The sequence below is a fragment of the uncultured Sunxiuqinia sp. genome (assembly GCF_947495665.1).
Classification (GTDB): domain Bacteria; phylum Bacteroidota; class Bacteroidia; order Bacteroidales; family Prolixibacteraceae; genus Sunxiuqinia; species Sunxiuqinia rutila.
This window is the reverse complement of the sequence record NZ_CANLZV010000002.1, coordinates 476,388-495,683: the sequence shown is the minus strand read 5'-3', so window position 1 is coordinate 495,683 and position 19,296 is coordinate 476,388. Positions and strand designations below refer to the sequence as shown.

Sequence of the window (19,296 nt, the reverse complement as noted above, 5' to 3'; positions counted from 1 at the left end):
CCTCATACTTATACGCTGTAGCGAATATCTTTTATGAAGTCTTTTGTCGATGTGAATAATATATTTAAAGTCAACTACAGCGTTTGGGAAAGTGTCTGAATATTTTTCATTGAGTAACTTAAACTACGTCTAACCATCAGAAGACAAGCTCATCGCTGGCTAATCGATCCTTCTTTGCTCTGCTTCCGAGGCGGTATTGCGTTTTCTCACTTTTATCGCCTCATTTCCAAAATTGTGGGTGAAAGTCAGCCTTATGGCACGCGACTCGAAGTCAATATACCAACGGGTATAAATATTCAGTTCCGGCTGATCAGCAACGCTTTTGAGTTTATTGGTTTTGAGCAGGTCCGTAACGTTCAGGTTAAAACGGCTGTTTTCATTTTTCAGTTTCCATTGCAGCCCTAAATCCAGCCGTCCGGAAGGCTTTCGCTTATAAAGGCCTGAATTGGACTTTGACCGGTAAAAACCAGAAACTTCCCCCGAAACCCTTTGGCTAAAGGTAAAACTATGGCTGGAGTTGATCCGGTAATTTTCGCGACGGATATCCAGGTATATGTCTTCGTAGTCGGTTTTTAGCTGATTCCACACCCAAGTAACATTGTTTTGCATCTTCCACCATTCAGTAACAGTTATCGGAAAAGCCAGCAAAACGGAAATTGTTTGTGATTGATCAAAATTCCGGGAGACAAAATACTGCTTGGTTTCATCTTCACTATAAGTTGGCTGAAAGCGGGAGATGGCATCCTTGGTATCGGTGTAGGAAAAAGAAAGCATGGCAGATTTATACTGGTAGTCGGCTTTTAGGATGTTGCTGAAAGCCGGGAGCAGATTCTCATTGCCGGAAATGAAGGTTTCCGGTGTCATCAAAATAATGAACGGAGCGAGTTCATTAAAAGTGGGGCGGTCAATTCGCCGACTGTAAGAGAACTGGAAAGTGTTATTTTCGTTCAGTTTCTGAGAAAGGTAAAAAGTGGGGAATAGTTTGCCGTAGTGCAAATCTACAATTCCCTTTTCAGTATCGGAATCCAACACGGAATTCAGGTATTCGTAACGAAGTCCGCCTACAATACTTGTGCGATCTCCAATTTTATACTGCAACGAAGCGTAGGCCGCCAGGATATCTTCATTCAGTGAATAGTTGTTGGTCAATTCCGGATCAAACTCCCAGTTGCCGGATCGCAAATAGCGAACTCCTACATCGTTTTTAAACCAGGTATAAGTTACTTTTACGCCCGTTTCAAGCTTAAAATCAGCATTGAACTGGTTGGAATAATCCAGCGATCCTACCACGATATCAATAGGGGTGGTTTTGGTTACTTTTATGTTTTCACTTGAGGTGATTTGATCAGCATTATCGCGGTTTTCAACGATATAGTCCGATGGATTATCATTGTAATAATTGAGGTAATCGAAGTTAAAGTCAAGTACTTCTTCCTCTTGAAAATGATGTCGAAGATTGATATTTCCCATCCCATGAAGCCATTTGTTGGTCTCAGTCAACTCCAGCATTGAACTTTTGGAAAACTGCTGATCCTCCCAATAACGCACATCGTTAAAGGCATCCATCTCCCAATCGCGGACATAGCCGTTGGTGAGCATACTCAGGGTGGTTTTACTGCTGATGGTATAGTCGAAGCCCATCCGGATGTTTTGAAACAGGAGCATGGGTTTACGCTGACTAATGGCATCCGACTCAAGTTGCACCCCGGATTGCACCAATCGACGGTAGGATTCAAAACGTTGCCTGATGTTGTTAAAGTTCACATTGTAAGTTCCGTAATAATTGACCTTATTGGTGTGATGGTTGATATTGAGACCTGCATTCATCTTTTCGCGGGTGGCTACTCCGGCCCCTAAATTGAAGGACCCGTTGGTGCCAAAATCTTCGTGCTTTTTAAGTACGATATTGATGATTCCGGCATCTCCCTCCGCATCATATTTGGCGGGAGGAGTCGTGATCAATTCTATCCGTTTTACATTGTCGGCACTCATACCATCCAGCATCTGTATCGCCGCATCAACAGGCAGGGGCGTCCGTTTGCCGTTAATTATGACCATCACCCCGCTTTTTCCCACCAGGGAGATTCCATTGTTTTGACGATCGACCACCACGCCCGGCGATTTTTCCAGCACTTCTAGTGCCGTGTTTCCACTGGCGGTGATGCTGTTTTCGACATTTACCACCATTCGGTCTATCTGAAGTTCATATACCGGTTTCTTGGCTACTACATCTACTTCCTTAATCTGTTGGTTGTCCATTTCCAGGAAAATGGGATCGTTGTGGCGGTGATCGTTGCTGGTGGCGATGCTAAACGGGGGCGAGTAAGCCGGCTTATATCCAATCAGGCTGGTGCCTATAATGTATTTTCCCGGCTGAAAACTGGTGATGTTATAGGTTCCTTCATCCGTAGCCATAACGGCTGATACAATGGAGGAGTCTTTCTGATTCAGTAATAAAACATTGGCATAAGGAACCGGCAGGTTTGTGGTATCACGCACCGATCCCTGAATTTGGCTCCACCCAGTAGTTGAAACCAGGGTACAACACAGGAGCATGAAAATTTCTTTTAACCGACAGCAAATCAGATACATCATTCCGGGGATTAATCGCATTCGAGACTTGAATGTCTTTTTCTACGGCTAATCCGGTTCGAGGTTTGCGAAATGGTCGAGTTATTTTGGAGTAATAAAGATTAAAGTGCTCCTTTTTTTCTTTTATTGGCTATTTATTTGATTTTTAGAAACAAGGGGAGAAAGAATATAATGGCAATGATTGAAAAGAGCAGTCCTCCCATGGCGCCGGCAGCAAATGCAAACCAGAAGACCTCCTGTTGTCCGCCCCACACAAAAGGGATTAAGCCCAGAACTGTTGACAGGATGGTAAGTGTTATGGCTACTATTTTTTGATTGAAAGCTTTTAAGTAGCTGCGAACTGTCGGAAGCTGGTTCTTTCTTGATATCAGGTTGTTAAAATCGTTGATGATATAGATTGCTGCATTAACAACCAACCCGCTAAGCAGAATGAAAGAGGCAAAGCCACCCTGGTCAAAATTAAAATCAAATAAGTAGAAGGTCAGGAAAACCCCAATAAAGGAAATTGGAATCAGGCTGATCACAGCCAAGGGCTTCAACAAGGATTCAAATAGGATGGCGGTAATAAAGTAGATGATTATCACGACAAGTAACAGTAAATGATACTGCTTTTTATTGCGCTGATCCCAATACCAAAAGCTTTTCGGTTTTTGTGCTTTGTAGCCTAAGGGCAGCACTTCATTGATCGCTTCAATTTCACGTTCCTGTACCATCTTCCCAAGAGGTGAGGGACCTATGAAGTTATAGTTCAGGTAGATTTGGTATACCTGGTTCTTTTTGATAATGCTTTTCCCAACCAGTCGTTTTTTGATCTCTCCGGCTTGCGACAGTTTCTTTTGTCCTTGAGACGTGCCTACCGGCATGTTGTAAAAATCCCATTTGTTGTATTCCTGGTTTTGGTCTGACATTAAAACCACGGGCTGCAACTCTGTCTGGTTGTAACAAGAAGCCAGGTTGCGGGTATAAAGCTGGGAAAACAACGAACGGGTATAGTCGTGATAGTTCAGTTTGTGTGTGGCCAGCAAGTCCTGATTAACCGTTAACTGGTATTCGTAGCGAGATGTGGTTCTCCATGAATTTGAACTGGTGATTTCGGTATTGTCAACACGCGGGTTTTGCAGAAGCTTTTCTTCCAATTGCCCGGCATATTTGTACAGCTGGTCGTAATTGTAACCGGTTAAAAGAATGTGGCTGTTTTTTTGATCCATGTTCAGGGCATTGGAAAAGCCTCTTCCAACACCATCAACGCTCCAGTCCATTCCGCCCAACGAAATGGCTTTGGCTTCAACCTCACTCTTGAGTATAAAAGGAAAGGAGGACTTTTCTGCTTCTTTGGTAAAGTGAATGGTAATGGACGAGTTTTTATAGTCTGAGATTCGGGTTTCAAACTGTGCGACTTCATCAAACTGGCTGATGTATTGTTCCATTTTCCGGATCGCTTCATTTAACTGGTGAATGGTGCATCCGTCCGGCATTTGGCCGCGCACATACAGAGTTGTTTTTCCCGGATCAGAATAGAAACTACTTTCAAAAACATGCTCGGTAAACAGGCGTAAGGAACCACCCAGTACCTTTTCAAGTACCGGTTTAATGTTGGACTGAAAGTTGTCAGAACCAAGGGTCTTATTATAAAGCTCAGCTGGTTTGGTCTCTTGTTCTATTTTGTCAGGAAGAGAACCGATTGGCAGACCAAATGCAAGAATGATCAGAATAAAAAATGCCCACCTGTAGCGCTTCTCAAAACCAATAAGCCGGCTATAGAAACGGGTGATTCTGACTACTCTTCGTTGCATGTTTACGGGGACTTTGGCATCTGGTTTTTGATGATAGAGTTTGTCCATCAGGGCAGGAACCAGGAATAGCGAAACCACCAGGGAAACGGAGAGGTTGATGAGCATGACATAGGTAAAGTCAATGAGAAGAATCCGCTGATTTTCTTTCAGGAAAAATACAACCGATAATGCTCCCAGGGTCGTTAGGGTGGCTGCCAGCAGGGAAATAAAAACGCGCAGTCCTTTTTGCTTTTGCAGGTGGGTGACCATCAGGATACTGTTGTCGATAATGATTCCGAAAGAGACCGTAATGGCAGCTAGCGAGTAGATATGAATTTCAACCTTTAAAAGGTAATAAAAGACGCAGGCAATAAGCAGGTTGGCCCCCAGAGAAATGGACAAAATAGCCAATATCCGAAAGGATCGGCTAACGGCTAATACGAACAGCAGCAAGATAATTAGTGAGAAAAGCGTGCGTAAGCCAATTTTGGTCAGCTCTTCGTGAATGTATTCGGTGCTGTCGGCCACAACCAGGGCCGAATAACCTGCTGGCAGCTTTTCCCGGACAGGCTTTAGCCGCTGGTGAACTTCCTGTGATAACTTTAATTGATTCTCGCCCGAAGCAGCATAAAGAACCAGGTTGACCGTGTTTCTTCCATTGATACGATAATATGAGGTTGGTGGCTTTTCTTTGAGCTTTATGCTGGCAACGTCTGAAAGCTTGATAATACGCCCACTGTTGTTGGCAATTGGTAGTTTGCCCCATTCGCTGGGGAAAATGTACTCAGAGGAAGCTAAAACAGGGATAAAAGCCCCGGTAGCATTCTTTTGATTGCCCAAAAAGAAGCGGTCGCCCAATCGGTTAATGGTACGACTGATGGCCTGGGGGGAAAGCGAGTAGTTTTTGAGTAACTCCGGATCAAAGCTAATTTCCCATTGGTAAGGGGTAGCCCCGTGAAGCGAGATATCGTCAATTCCATTCACTTTCAATAGTTCCGGAATAACTGCCTGGTTGGCTATTTCTTTGATGTAGTGGGTTGATGAGCTGGCATTAAGCGTTAAGACCATGAACGACACCGCATCGCTGTTATTAACTGAGCTGGAGGTAATCTCCGGGTAGCTCATTTCATCGGGCATGTCGTTGCGAACCTGCCGAATAAGTGTGGCTACTTCATAGCGCTTTTGGTTTAAATCAGCGGTTTTATCCAGTTCCAGTGTAATTCTTCCATTCCCCACAGACGATACCGACTCAATATTTTTCACCTGGCTGATTTTGCCCAACACTCCTTCAATTTTGGAACTTTCTTCTTCAATTGTTTTTGGGGAGGCATTGGGCCATGAAAAATGAATGGTCAGCCGTGGTAAATTGCGACTGGGCTGATAGCTGATATTCAGCAGTGGAATAAATGCAATTCCAATAATCATCAGGGCCAAAAACACCACTATGATGGAGAAGGCAGAAAAGGCCGGCTTTTGATTTAAAGTGCTCATTAATTATCACTTCTTTTGTTGTTCAGCAAATAATACATCAAGGGAATAAAAAACAGGCTGATCAGGGTGCCAATTCCCATTCCTCCAATTACGGCAAGCGCTAGTGGTTTTTGCAGTTCTGCGCCCATTCCTTTCTGGAAAAGAAAAGGCAGCATGGCTAAGATGGTCGTCAGGCTGGTCATGATAATTGGTTTTAACCGCCTTCGTCCGGCTTCCATGATCGAACGTATCAGCGAGTTTCCTGAGTTGCGCAGCTTATTGATGGTGTCAATCTTCAGGATCGAGTCGTTAATGATAATCCCGGTCATGACAATAATCCCAATGGCAGACATGATGTTAATGCCTTGCCCAAAAACAAGGAGTAGGAGGAAGGCTCCAAACAGGTCGATGGGCACTTCCAGAAGGACAATCAGGGGTAAGACAAAGGACTCGAATTGGGCTGCAAGAATGAAATAGAGCAGCAGCAAACTGACGGAGATAATCACCAGAAGCTCTCTGAGCATGCCTTTGTCTGCCAATATTTCTCCGCTAAAGCTGACATCAAAATGGTCGTCATTGGCGACCAGCTGTTCGATTTTAGCGGTGGCCGTTTCCAGCTCACGATCTTCGACCTGCAGCAAAACCGGGAAGTACTCACTTTCCTTACCGGCAACAATGCCTTTTAAGCCACTTCCGGAGCTGACTTTCACCAATCCCGATAAGGGAATTTGCTCTCCATTCTGGTTTTTAATCATGAGGTTTTGAATAATATCGTAAACTGATGCATAGCTATTGCCAATGCTTACCGGAACAAAGGTGTTGTTGTTGTTGATTGAAAATACTGTATTTACGTTGAAGGCGCTTTTTATTTCGCGATAAAGGGCATCGGTATTCACTTGGTAAAACATCAGCTTTTCCGGATCAGTCTCCAGTAGAATAAGGTTGCGGGTGATCAGTTTTGATTGCACTTTCCCGGGGAAAGCTTGTTCCATATTCTGCTGAATTTTAGCCAGACGATCCAGGTAGTCCTCGTTGCCGGGGTTGAAGTGGGCAAACCGGGCGATCAGGGGAGCTTCAGTTTTTCCGAAAGCCAGGTTAAACAGGTTATCAGCTTCAGCAAAATGATAGTCACTTTGTGGGTAGTTTCTGCTCAACTGCGTGCTTAGCTCGGCACGAAGTTTATCCAGCTTCTCCGGCGATGAGGCTTTTAGGTAAAGGTGATTTTCCGAAGTTCCCGATTCTTCTCCGGAGTTAAGCAGGTATTGTTGTTTCCCGGCTTCCTCGGTGAGGTATTCGGGCTGCTCACTTAGCGAAGCGAATAAGGTCTTTACCCGTGTGTTGTTTTCTTCGATGGTTACCGGTTCGTTCCAGTCAATCTTTAAAGTGGCTTCCTCCTGACTCACCTTGGGAAAGCGGGAGACTGTCATTAAATCGTAGAAAAGGATTCCGGAGATAATCATCCCCAGAACAAGCAAAATACTGAGGATTTGATGTCGAAGAACGAATTTCAGGCCTTTTTCATACCAGTGGAAATAAGCCGGAAGCTTCTTTTTAGTTCCTTTTATTGCATGCTTTTGGTAGAAAAGACGGTAAAGGGTTGGGAGAAGGGTGATAGAAACCACCAGGGAGACCACCAGTCCTATGGAAACAGAAACAGCCTGGTCAAAAAACAGTGCACCCGACATCCCTTTCATAAAAATGAGCGGGATGAATACCGCACAGGTGGTTAGCACCGAGCTGATCAATGGTCGGATAATTTCGTTGGTTCCTCCATAGCAAGCCTGATCCAATTGGGCATGCCGTTGCCGGTGCTGGGTAATGTTGTCAATGACGATAATGGAGTTGTCAATCATCATGCCGACTCCGAGTACAAGCCCGGAAAGCGAGATAATGTTGATGGACAGGCCGGCCAGGTAAAAAAACAATAAGGTAATGACCAGCGAAATTGGGATGCTGACTCCAACCAACCAGGGGGCTCGTCTTTCGCGAAGAAACAGGAACATCGCTAAAAAGGCTAAAAGACCTCCAAATAGCAAGCTTTGTCCGAGGTTATTGATGGAGTAGGCCAGCAGCTTGGATTGATCCCGGGTAACCGAGAATTCCAGCTCCGGGTAGTCCGTCCGAAAGTGTTGGATCATTTGGTCCAGTTCTTCTTTGAGCCGGGCCATTTTGGCATCAGACTGTTTAATTACAGCCATGCTTATCGCGTGTTGCCCGTTGTATTTTACATTTCCTTGTAGCTTTTGTGATTGCAATGAAATATCGGCCAGCTCATCCAGTCGCATGACTTTGCCATTGAGGTTTACCGGAACCTTGCCAATATCAGACACATCGCGCAAACGGGTGTTAAACCGGATGTTGTATTGGTACTGACCATCGCGGATGAGCAGGTTGCCCAAATCGATATTGTTCTCGGCAAGTGCCTGCTCCAAGGCTGTAACAGAGAATGCCCCACTTTGGAGGTGAGCCGGATAGGGGCGGATCTTTATTTCAGGAAATTGAAGCCCGCTCATGTCAACCAGAGCTACTTCGGGAAGTTGCTCCAGCCGTTTGCGGATGACCTGCCCGGCAAAATTGCTGAGCTGCAGGAATTCATCCTGATTACCGGTGGTTGTTTCCTGTTTGCGGTTCACCATCAGGTAGAAAATCGGGATATCCGAAGCACTGGCGCGGATCACTTCCGGTCGGGCCATGTTGTTGGGGAAGAAGTTCATGGCCTTATCCACCTTTTCGTTGACCTCGACAGAGGCCAGGTCGATAGGTGTCCCGTGCCGGAAACGAAGTTCAATCCAGGCTGAACCATCCCGGGTTTCGCTTCTCATCTCTTCAACATGGTTAACCTCCTTGAGGATATTGCGCATTGTTTTCACAACAGTGTTTTCCAGTTGGCGGGCAGGCATCTCAGAAGAAGTTACCCGGATGGAAACAACTGGAATATCGATGTCAGGCATTAGCGAAACAGGCAGGCTGGTGGTGGTGGCAATACCAATTAACAGCAGTGCTAAAAATGCCATGCTCACAGCAACGGGTCGATGAATAAGAAATTTTACCATGCAGTTAGGGGAGTTATTTTAGTTTCTGTTGTTGCTTATTGTTTGAGAACTTTTCAAACCCTCTCAAACTATTCCTCTTCCATCTCCACTTTTGATTCGTGGGCCAGGTTTAGGTTGTTGGATATGATGATGGTGTCACCCGGATTTAGTGTCGCAGCTTCTGCAGCTTCTACCGAATACTGGTTTTCATTTTCATCCAAAACATTTACATAGGTCCAGAAGGCTATTCCGTTGGTATAGCGGAAAAGGACTTCGCGGTTTTGCCGCAAGACAACGGCTTGCTTGGGAACCACCAATTGATTGGGAATGGTTTTCTTAATACTCACCTTAACATTCATGCCCTCCAGGTAATCCCCCGGATTTTTGACTTCTGCCTTGATCCAGATTAAGCCATTTTCATCGATACGTGGATTGATTTCGGTTATTTTGCCGGTTGATGTTTGTGCACCGGCAATAGGGGAGACGCTTACCTTTTGGTTCAGGCTTATCTGTCCGATTTCAGGCTCGAGTACCGGAAAGTTGATGAAAAATCGTTTATCGTTAATTAGCGTACAAAATGGTTTTGAAAGGTTGGCTTTCTCGTGTTGTCGCTGGGTAATCCCTTCAATTTTGCCGGAGAACGGAGCGGTCAGGTTGGTGCGTTCCAGTTGCATGCTGGCCTCTTCGTATTGAATCAGAGCCTGATTGTAGCCTGATCGGATATCGGCGATTGATTCGTGGTTTGAATCAATTGTTTTATCTTTTTGGTTGTAGCCCATGCCAATCAAGACATCAAGCTTATCAATTGCGGCTCTTTCTTTGTTTAACTTCGCTTTTTTCAAGACAAACTGATAACTGTCGTTCTCCAGATTTGCAAGCTGGAATCCTCCAGGAACGCTTTGTCCATTTTGAACATTAATCGCTTCAATTAGTCCCGGGTTTTCGAAATAGAGCTCAGCTTTTTGGATGGCAGCCAGCTTGCCATTGCTGATGATTTCAATGGTGAAATCTTCCCGATCAACGGTGGTCGTTTTTACATAGCTCTTCTCTTCAAGTAAGCTTGTACTGGTATCTGTCTCTTCGCTTTGTGTTGCTTTGCTTGTGCAGGCGTATACTCCAAGCACTGCCAGGAATAGGAATAGTGAGCTCCAACTATTGGCGTAGGTCTTTTTATGGCTTGTAAAGTTGTTTTTTTTCATGGAGTTAGGTGCTTGTTTAGTGTGATGTAATTTAGCAAAAATTATGTAGATGTCTAATTGCAGCAGTAAAAGGCTTGTTCTACTTATCGCTGTACGATTACTCTTGCAATTTCACCAGCATCAAAACCGGATTGTCGTTTTGATCCAGGCTGTTGGCCAGTCTTTCCAGTTCTTTTTTCTTTTCGGGGAAGAGAGGGGTAGAGTTTTTAAAGGCATCGGAAGCTACGTGGGCTTTAAGATCAAAGGCATTAACCCAACTGATAGCTGTATTTTTAGCTATTGTTGTTTTTAATAGAATACCTGGGCCTCCATCAATGTCGTTAATAATTAGATCTTTTGTAATAATATTGAAATCTTTGTTGTGAAATGAACCGAAGAAGTTATAGTAACTTCCTTGAAAGGAGAACTCTGAAAATACATAATCGCCCCAAAGCAGCATGTTTATCTCCTTGGAATGTTGATCAGCAATTGCTGCAAACGAATCAAAATTGTCGATTTTCTCTCGTGCTTCTACAGAAATCGTTTTTCCCCCATGATCTAAAATAAATGCTGGCTCAAATTTCAAGTTTTTGAAAACAAACACTGTATCCGAGTATATCTCCTTTGTATATACATTTTCGTGGTGGTTGTATATTAAAAATTCCTCTCTAAAGCCACTTGTAAAGCTTGTATTTATATACTTATATTTATCCGAAAATCTTTTTATAATATTTCCTTTATCATCAATCAAGAATATTGAGTTTTCTCCTTTATACTTACCCCCGTAATAATCACACCGACATATTATTCCTTCATCGGTATGAAATAGATTTCTTGTATACTTAGGACAAGGAATTGACTTAATAAATTTTCCATTTAATGAGTAAATCATTAACCTGGATTCATTCATAATTGGAATCAATAGTTGTTTCTTTTTATGGTCAATAGTAAAGTCGAATGCAAACTGATATTCTTGTGGCCCTTTTCCAATAGTGCCAATTTTATTAATAAAATTGCCATTAAGGTCAAAGTGAAAGAAATTAGTATTAAAATCAAATATAACTAGCGTACTGTCAGTTGTAACCAGTTTATTGATATCCGACATTAAAAAATTAGTGTCAGTTTCTAAAGGTACGTATTGAATACTCTTTACGTTTAAATCAGACAGTCGCACTTTAGATGTTTTGTTTGTATCTTCAATATTGAAACGCGTCAAGGAAGTTTCCGTGTTATTCTGTGTTGTACAGCTTACAAAAGAAATAACTACGATAGTCCATATTAGGTAGGTTATTCTCATTCTTTATATTTTTTTACGTCAATAAAGAGATAAGCGAAGAGATACATTACTTCAAAGTAAAGAGTTCTTTTCAGCTTTATTCTTTAAGTGTTGCAATAACCACCACCGGATTATCATACTTCTCAATATTTTTAAGCTTTTGCAAGTGTGGTGGAAGCATGGGAATTTGTTCGGGGTTTTTCTTAAACCATTCGAGCAGTTGGTATGGTTCAATAAAACCAACAAGCTCATTGTTATTGCTTAAGGCTTGCGGGCAAAACATAACAAAATTGTCAAGATCATTCTTATATCCTGATGTTTGCTGTTTGTCGAGGGAAGATATCCTACTTGTGCGTGTAATTTTATCATAGAGACTAAAGTGTGTTTTTTTCTTAAATATAAATCTGAAAAACAAGTATCTTTTTGATTCCATGATTAAGTCAATCCTATGATAATCTACCGGGTTAAAAGTTTCCCGTTCCTCATATGGAGGGCTAAACTCTCCCGAGTTAAATACAAATTTTGGGATCAGTTTTTGCTCAGTCACCCGAAAGATGGTATCATTTAGGTATTCCTTAAATAAAAGACTATCCCCCTTGTAATAGAACCATCCTTCAGGTCCTAATTTACGAACGACATTAGCTTCTATGGTTTGTTTGTAATTTGGAAATTCGGATACAATTTTTCCATCCTGCTGGTTGTAAATGCGCATGCGGGAGTCAGTGCCCCGGTCGTTTTCAAAGAAAGCAGCATAGTTTTTTTGATTGAGCCGGGTTACATATCGGGTCCATGGAAACGTTTCAAGCTTCCCGATCAGCTGTCCGGATACATTATATTCCAATAGAGAATACTTCGATCCTCTCGCATTAATTATGATTCCCCTTTGGGGATCTTTGTAAACACAATAGCTTGTGGCTAGATAACCGTTGGGTCCTCTGCCATGTTCCCCAATCTCACGAATAAATTGTCCTGTTTTTGCACAGAATAAAGATATTTTTTGAAACCCGGTATTGATAATAAAAGAGTCCAGTACTGAAATTCGGTTACCAGGAGCTATTCTCGTTTCTGAATTGCTTTCAAGTGTTACATAGCGCAGCTTAGTTGCTATGCTGCTAAGTTTTATGGGAGAGTTACTGATGGAATCTCCAAGAAGATTTATGTGGTGCAGTTCTGGCTCTTGCTGGTCTTGCTTTTCATGATGACATGATATTGCCAACAAGGAAATTAGGATAAAAGTTATTGTTCTTCGCATTGTTTCGTGCATTTAAGTATAAAGATTGGCGATAAACGCTCAACCTTATGGACTGTTGTTTGGCGAACATTTAACCAGGTTAACAGTGCTTAGAAAAGGAATTCATCACTGCTATCCTGGCTTTTATTGTTGTCCGATCACTCTTTCAACTTCACCAGCATTAAAACCGGATTGTCGTTTTCATCCAGGCTGTTGGCCAGTTTCTCCAATTCCTTTTTCTTCTCGGGATAAAGAGGGGTAGCGTTTTTAAAAGCATTGGAAGCTACGCGTGCTTTAAGTTGGTAAGCATGAATCCAGGAAACAAGAAACTCGCCAGCTTCTAATGAAACTTTTGCTTTCGGACTAAAGGGCAAGCCTCCATCCCAATTATTGGGCAAACCATAATTATTGGATCTGGAATCTGTATTACTGGCCACATGATAGCTTTCTTTAGTACAATCATAAATTCCCATTACCTTTTTTTGTCTTTTTGTTGAAATATAATCCAGCACCAAAAACCTTCCATTTTTAAGAATGGATGTTAGCAGAAAAGCATTCATTTGCATAAACGACGGAGGGTCTATAAGGTCGGTGGGTTTTACACGCTCGTTCGTTTGAGCAAAAATGAACTGAGGCTGGTGGTTTGATAAGCCCATGCTGAAGACCGTATCATTTAAATAGTTCCAGTAGTAAGTTTCACTCTGATCTTCAAAATAGGTTTTGTTTGTTAAAGACATGGAGGATTGGAAAGGCTCAACAGTGTTTAGTTTATGGCCTTTTTCCTGCCCTGAGGAATCGACAATAAACCAATTGTATTTTAACTTGCCAAAATCAAAGGAATCAAACAAATAAATCTGGTTGTTAAGGAAACTCATGTTCTGGAAATGTTCTTCTATGGGTAAGTTGATTGCTTTTATGAAGTTGCCTGAAAAATCATACATTAACAACTTGAATCGATTTAGAATGTAGATTCTTTTTGCGGACTTATCGATGGCATAGTCTACAAGGTTCGAAACTTCGCCAGGTCCTTCTCCCAGCTTACCCACACGATTTACAAACTTCCCTTCAAGGTTAAAAACATTTACTGACCCTTCCTCGGATTGCATGAATAGGAGCGATTCCGACGATTTCAGTTTGTATATGTCCTCCAGTAAAATAGAATCGTTAAGGGGCAGATAGCTTATCTGCGAAGCGACATCAGTCAACTCAACGGACGGTTCACTGCTAAAATCAGGAATAATGGTTTTTAGTTGATTGGTCTTGGAGTTATTACAGCTTGAATTCAAAAGCATCAAGCATACGGTAAATAACACAGGAAACTGGGCGATTGCTTTTTTGTAGTTTGACATTATATTTCAATATTGGGTTAGTCTTGATAGTTAGGGTTATAAGTTATCTTAATGGAATAAGAAGTAACTTTGATTATGCACAATATGGGAAATATTGTCTTCGGGAACAATATGTTTGATAGCAGGTGCTGTTTTTTTGTTTCTGCTAGACTGTTTGTTGATTGTTTCGTTGGGGGATTAATGACCAACTAAAGGGATAGTTATTTTATTGCCAACTAGCGCTAGTATACCGATCTGTCGAATACACGCTAATTCAATTAGGCAAGGGCATTGTCCGTTATTTTTTATAGGATAAGGTTAAGTCAAGCAGGTTATTCTACAAACTGCCTGATACTTGTAGACAAAATGGGGAAGGGAACTACGAGTGCTTCACTGGGGCTTTATTTTCCGATAGTTACCTTTTGGGGGATTTTGTATTTTAAAAATATTGAATGCAGAAACGCTAAAATTAATTGGGCAACCAATTTTAGTATTTCTGCAGTAATGCTTTCTATCTTGGGTGGAGCTTTACTTTCCGATACAGAAATTCAGCTTCACTGTTTTCGTGTTTAACTGGATTACGGATTAGCGATACGATAATACGCCCAAACAATACTTTCAGGATAATAATTATATACTGTCTAAAAGCCGTTTATTGTCATCCGATTTCAATGATAAAGCTGAAATCATCCTACAAATAAGTTAGTTTCATCAATAAAGACCTATTAAGAACAGCGAGGTTACAAGCAGAATAATTTATTTCAGTTTTAAGATCACAAATTGGCGAAACTGATACTTTAGAGCTCTTTAAAAGATACAAAGTTAGAACTTCTAAGTTATGGGATGAAACAACAATTATCCGGTAAATCGATTTCGATGAAAATAATCGTACGGGAAAAACAATGCAATATTTTCCCTAAACAGGAAAACGGCTTAAACATCCATTTAGCCAAATCTCCAAGGTTCATTTCCGAATTAAACATCAAGACTTTAAACTCAAGCAGTGTTTTTTTTGGGAATACCTGCTTTCTTATGAAGAATCAAAAGCAAGCGAGAGTTTCTGTTTTTGAATGTATAGAAACCTGGTACAATACTCAGAGCCTCCATTCTGCTTTGAATTATTTGTCGCCAGTGGAATTTGCGGAATCAATTAATAAACAAAAATTGGCAGCATAGCTTAACTCAATGTCCACTTTTTTTGTAGGAACCTGCTCTGAGTTTAAGAGCAGGTTCCTCTTTTTGATCTTCGGCATAATCTGTTACACAGGTTATGAAATAGTGCTGAATTTAAAGAATTTCTATTATGCCTGCCAAGTTTATTGCTTTATAACTTTCAATTGTTTTTGATAATCTTCTCCTCTTACATGAATAATATACATACCTGTTTGAAGGTTGTATAATGGTATTTTTATTACTTTTCTATCCCCCCCCTTCAAATCGAAGATTTTTCCTCTCGTAATATGATATAAGCTAATTGATACTATCGGCTTATCAGAGCGTAACGTACAATCACTATTAAGCACAGGATTAGGATAAACAATAATGGAATTGTCAAGCTCAACCAATTCCTTCTCTTCCTGATAATTTGCATTTATAATCTTCGCATTTTTAACCTTTTCCTCTGGAATCTTAGGCTCACCTCCTGTGAATTGCACTAATAACTTAGGATGCGTATTAGTATCTACGGCCTCTCTAGAAGCAAATGTAGTCCATTCACCTGTTACCGTTGAAATCACTTTGAACGATACAATATTCCCTGCCAGAGAATCCAATACACTAGAGACATCCCATATTACGTTTTCCGCTCTACTCGTTCCGGGACTAGTCGCAATCAAAACCTCTGTATATGGGGCATTGTTTGCTGTTATTCCAGTTTCGGTCCAATCGTTTCTTACCTTATATAATTCCCAACTGGAACTTGTTGTTTCATTACTATACATCTGTAGGTTTCCCTGAGTTATATTATCATTAATGCCACTTAAATCAAACTTAACAAATGTCTCTCTTTTATAACCTGTTCCATCATTTTTGGCCACCAAATGTGTTGCCGTACCATAGTTTGTATCGGCATATGAACCATCTCTGGTATAAGAATCAGCAACTACATCAACCGTAACATCAAAAGCTTCTTCTACAACAATGCTTGGTATTAACATAGAATTTGAAGCTTCTTTCGAGGCAAACGTGGTGAACTCTTCAATAGCCGTAGAAACAATTTTAAAAGAAACTTCGGTGCCCGATAGCGTATCTAATACCGGCTTTATATTCCATTCAGCAAAACTAGCATTTGGTGTTCCGGAAACAGTCGCTACAAGTACTTCTGATGCAGGGGCATTATTTGTTGTTAAACCTGTTTCAGTCCAATTATTCCCCACCTTGTAAAGCTCCCATTTCGTATTGGCTGCACCGTTACTATACATTTTTAGCTTTGCTTTGCCAATACTTTGCGGAAGTAAGGCGACATTAAACTTAACAAATGTCTCTCTTTTATAACCTGTTGCATCATTTTTGGCCACCAAGTGTGGTGCCGTACCATAGTTTGTATTGGCATATGAACCATCTCGGGTATACGAATCGGCAATCGTTGTATAAACAATGGTCTTTGGGGAACCAAAAATATCTGTCTCAGTAATACTATTCCACATACTATTGGAGTTACCATGTCCAACTATTCTAAAATACCTGGCGTACGTATCCGTAATATCATAATCTTCCTGTTCAAGCGTTGTTCCTCTGGATACTCCGCTGTATACGTTTATCCAATTTATACCATCTAAAGATACTTCAATGTCAAACGAAGATGTTCGCTCGTTCCCTTTATACCATGCAATGCTGGCCTTCATTAGCTTATTAACAGACCCTAGATCATACCGAATCCATTCATTGTCCCCTAGAGCCGACCAGCGAGTGTTCAAATTATCGTCAATAGTATTTCCAGGCATATTCCCGTCATCACTACTGGCTGTCACCGCCACAATCGGCAACCCTTGTTGTAATGTAACCTTGTCTGGGGTTTCTGCATCTACAATTTTATTAACAGTGGCCCCTGCATGGGGTACTACCGGCATTGTAAAGTCAAGTTGTTTTACTCCTTCTATAGCCGGTAATTCAAAATAGGCTGTTATGTTGCTTTGCTGTTGTGCAGGGTCTGCTATCGAAACATCCACTCGGGTACTACTTACATTTTTCAGCAGCATCACACAGGGTTTGTTCACTGTTACAGATATTGGTCCACTTACAACCGTTCCCGCATCATGAAACACAATTTGCATCATGTCTAAAGTTGAATTTAACACTGCCTGTGTTGATGAAGTGTTTTCAACTATTGTGATGGCATTAAGATCGTATGCTTCCATTTCGGCAGTATTACTTTGTCCAGGCACAACTATATAAAAGTACGTATCGCTTGAGGGTTGTGCTCCATGATCTAGCCACATTTTAAATACATCTCCGCTGACAACCTCATTGGGTTGACTTCTATTGATGTCATACCAATTACCACTTTGTGTCAAATTACTCACCTTTAAATCTCCACCTTGAGGAAAAAAATAGCCAATACTATCGTGTTGTACCCAACGGGGGGCTGTATATTGCATTAGAGAACTCGCGGGTAGAACATTTGTTCCACCGGATGTAGATGACACTGTTACTGCGCCGATTAACCAACATTGATTTATAGTAGTAGTAATATTCTCTGACAAAGTGCTGTTAACACCCGCTCCTAAACACACAACTTCCTTATCAAAGAAGAACCAAGATTTTTTAGCTTTAGTATTGTAATAGCTCATATCGTATGTGGTTGCCCCATAAAGGCTATCATTCACTCCGCCAACAAATTCTGTACTCCCGGGTTCTCCCCACAAAACAGTTATTGCAGGTATTTGAGTAAAATCTCCAGAAGTGGTCCCTGGTATCTTATCCCATTCCCATATAGGCATAATATTATAGTATTCGCCACCTCTTCTCTGAATTGTTGTAGCGCCATCAGGTAAAAATTTTCCTTTTAGATTTTGATCATTCCCTGATTCGGTACGTTTAGTTCTGGATGATACAGTCCGAATATTAAGGTTATATCCAGAACGCTGATGTCTAGTATAGTCAGAGCTATAGAAATGTTTATGGTTTGGCATTATCATATATTTCGACGATACAGATCCGGTCGTCCGAGCTATGGCTGCATCCCATTCTGAATTATAGGCTGGAGCTATTAGTTTTGCTGTTTCTAGCCTAGCATGCTCTTTATTCTTCAAAAGTGCATTTTTTCCGCTTATCCCTCTTCCATCTGCACTAAAGTCCATGTAAGCCCCTCTAATAGCCTTCAAATATGTGTCTTTGTAATATGTTGAAAGGATCTCCAGCTGATGGTCCGGTAAACTATAAGCAGTTTCTCTAACATAGGAAGCTATTTTAAACTCTCCATCTAAAAACACTGAACCATAAGAAGCTATCATTAGTTGAGAACCATGCTGTTGATACGAATAGTCGTATTGTATTCCTTCTTCAGTAGTAAGTTGAATCGGTTCAAAAGCCTGGCTTAGAGCATATTGCAGCAGTGTTTCATCCCGTACTATACATGCTCTGTAAAGAAAATGAATTGCAACATCAAGTTTGTTTGCACCAGTAAGCGCTTCGGGGTTACCGCGATTCATCTGGCTAATTAAATTGGTTTCCAAATCGGCGGGGATTGCTGTTTGTCCAATTTTGAGCAATAATAATATTTCTCCTATTATTTTTGGATTAGCTATTTGATTCCACCACCAATTAGAACTTTGGAAGTCATTCGTATTCCAATACTCTAAGGCATTAATAATTGCAATATATAACGAAGCATTCCGGTAGTAAGAGCTCGTTGACAAGGTGTAACCTTTCGATAAATTTAAAACTCTTGCCAGATGATCATATGGCCTCCATATTGAAGAAGAAGTATCCGAATAGTTTATGTCGTTCCAGCTTCCGTCTGTCTGGATCGTATTCAAATACCCTGTTATGTTGTTGTCTAATGACGTTGGTGTTTGTATGTCGTCATAAATCTTATTAACGATTCTTCCAGAGATAATATCAAAATCGGATTGTCCTCTTGCTAAGTTAAAAAACAAAATTGATAATGGCAATGTTAAATAGAGTAGAAGTTTAATTTTCATAATTGTTTTTGCTTAATTAGTTTTTAGATTTGCAACATTCATTTTTCTTGAAACCAAAAACTAATTTTTAGCTTCGAGAAAGTCTGACAAATATGAAAAACCCAATTAATTCATTAGGTTGGATTTCTTAAAAAAAGAGGGGGGATATTTTAAACTACCTAAGTAAATAACTATCCTCAAAGAGAACGTGCCATTAATTTTCAATTTCAACCTAAAAAGGAAAAATTTTAATGCCGAATCCTTTTCCTGATGGCCAACAAACCTTCTAATCATTTC

9 protein-coding genes are annotated in these 19,296 nt (G+C 41.0%); 1 reads left to right on the top strand and 8 read right to left on the bottom strand.

Translation table 11 applies throughout. The features are described from left to right. Positions 1-159 precede the first annotated feature (159 nt). The 7 genes from Q1A18_RS04855 to Q1A18_RS04825 all read right to left on the bottom strand — a co-directional run bounded on the left by Q1A18_RS04855 (position 160) and on the right by Q1A18_RS04825 (position 13,900). A complete protein-coding gene (locus Q1A18_RS04855; protein WP_299577801.1) occupies positions 160-2,556 on the bottom strand; it encodes a TonB-dependent receptor in 2,397 nt (798 codons plus the stop codon). A 170-nt stretch (positions 2,557-2,726) separates the two neighbouring features. Next, on the bottom strand, positions 2,727-5,855 hold the full coding sequence (locus Q1A18_RS04850; RefSeq protein WP_299577800.1) for an efflux RND transporter permease subunit: 3,129 nt from the start codon (positions 5,853-5,855) through the stop codon (positions 2,727-2,729). Beyond that, entirely contained in the window at positions 5,855-8,887 is a 3,033-nt protein-coding gene (locus Q1A18_RS04845) for an efflux RND transporter permease subunit (RefSeq protein ID WP_299577799.1), read from the bottom strand. The genes Q1A18_RS04850 and Q1A18_RS04845 overlap by 1 nt, the downstream gene beginning before the upstream one ends. 68 nt (positions 8,888-8,955) lie before the next feature. Next, positions 8,956-10,065, bottom strand: a complete 1,110-nt coding sequence (locus tag Q1A18_RS04840) for an efflux RND transporter periplasmic adaptor subunit (RefSeq protein WP_299577798.1) — start codon at positions 10,063-10,065, stop codon at positions 8,956-8,958. 97 nt (positions 10,066-10,162) lie between these two features. Next, positions 10,163-11,341 (bottom strand): 6-bladed beta-propeller, encoded by a 1,179-nt coding sequence (locus Q1A18_RS04835; protein WP_299577797.1) that lies wholly within the window; start codon positions 11,339-11,341, stop codon positions 10,163-10,165. A 76-nt stretch (positions 11,342-11,417) separates the two neighbouring features. After that, positions 11,418-12,584 (bottom strand): 6-bladed beta-propeller, encoded by a 1,167-nt coding sequence (locus tag Q1A18_RS04830; protein WP_299577796.1) that lies wholly within the window; start codon positions 12,582-12,584, stop codon positions 11,418-11,420. A gap of 125 nt (positions 12,585-12,709) precedes the next feature. Beyond that, positions 12,710-13,900, bottom strand: coding sequence for a 6-bladed beta-propeller (locus Q1A18_RS04825; RefSeq protein ID WP_299577795.1), 1,191 nt, complete (start codon positions 13,898-13,900; stop codon positions 12,710-12,712). A gap of 932 nt (positions 13,901-14,832) precedes the next feature. Between Q1A18_RS04825 and Q1A18_RS19090 the strand changes: the two genes are divergently transcribed. After that, positions 14,833-14,949, top strand: a complete 117-nt coding sequence (locus Q1A18_RS19090; RefSeq protein ID WP_363322876.1) for a hypothetical protein — start codon at positions 14,833-14,835, stop codon at positions 14,947-14,949. A gap of 246 nt (positions 14,950-15,195) precedes the next feature. On the opposite strand, the gene Q1A18_RS04815 is transcribed toward Q1A18_RS19090, so the two are convergent. Beyond that, on the bottom strand, positions 15,196-19,020 hold the full coding sequence (locus Q1A18_RS04815; RefSeq protein WP_299577793.1) for a polysaccharide lyase family 8 super-sandwich domain-containing protein: 3,825 nt from the start codon (positions 19,018-19,020) through the stop codon (positions 15,196-15,198). Between the last annotated feature and the right edge of the window lie 276 nt (positions 19,021-19,296).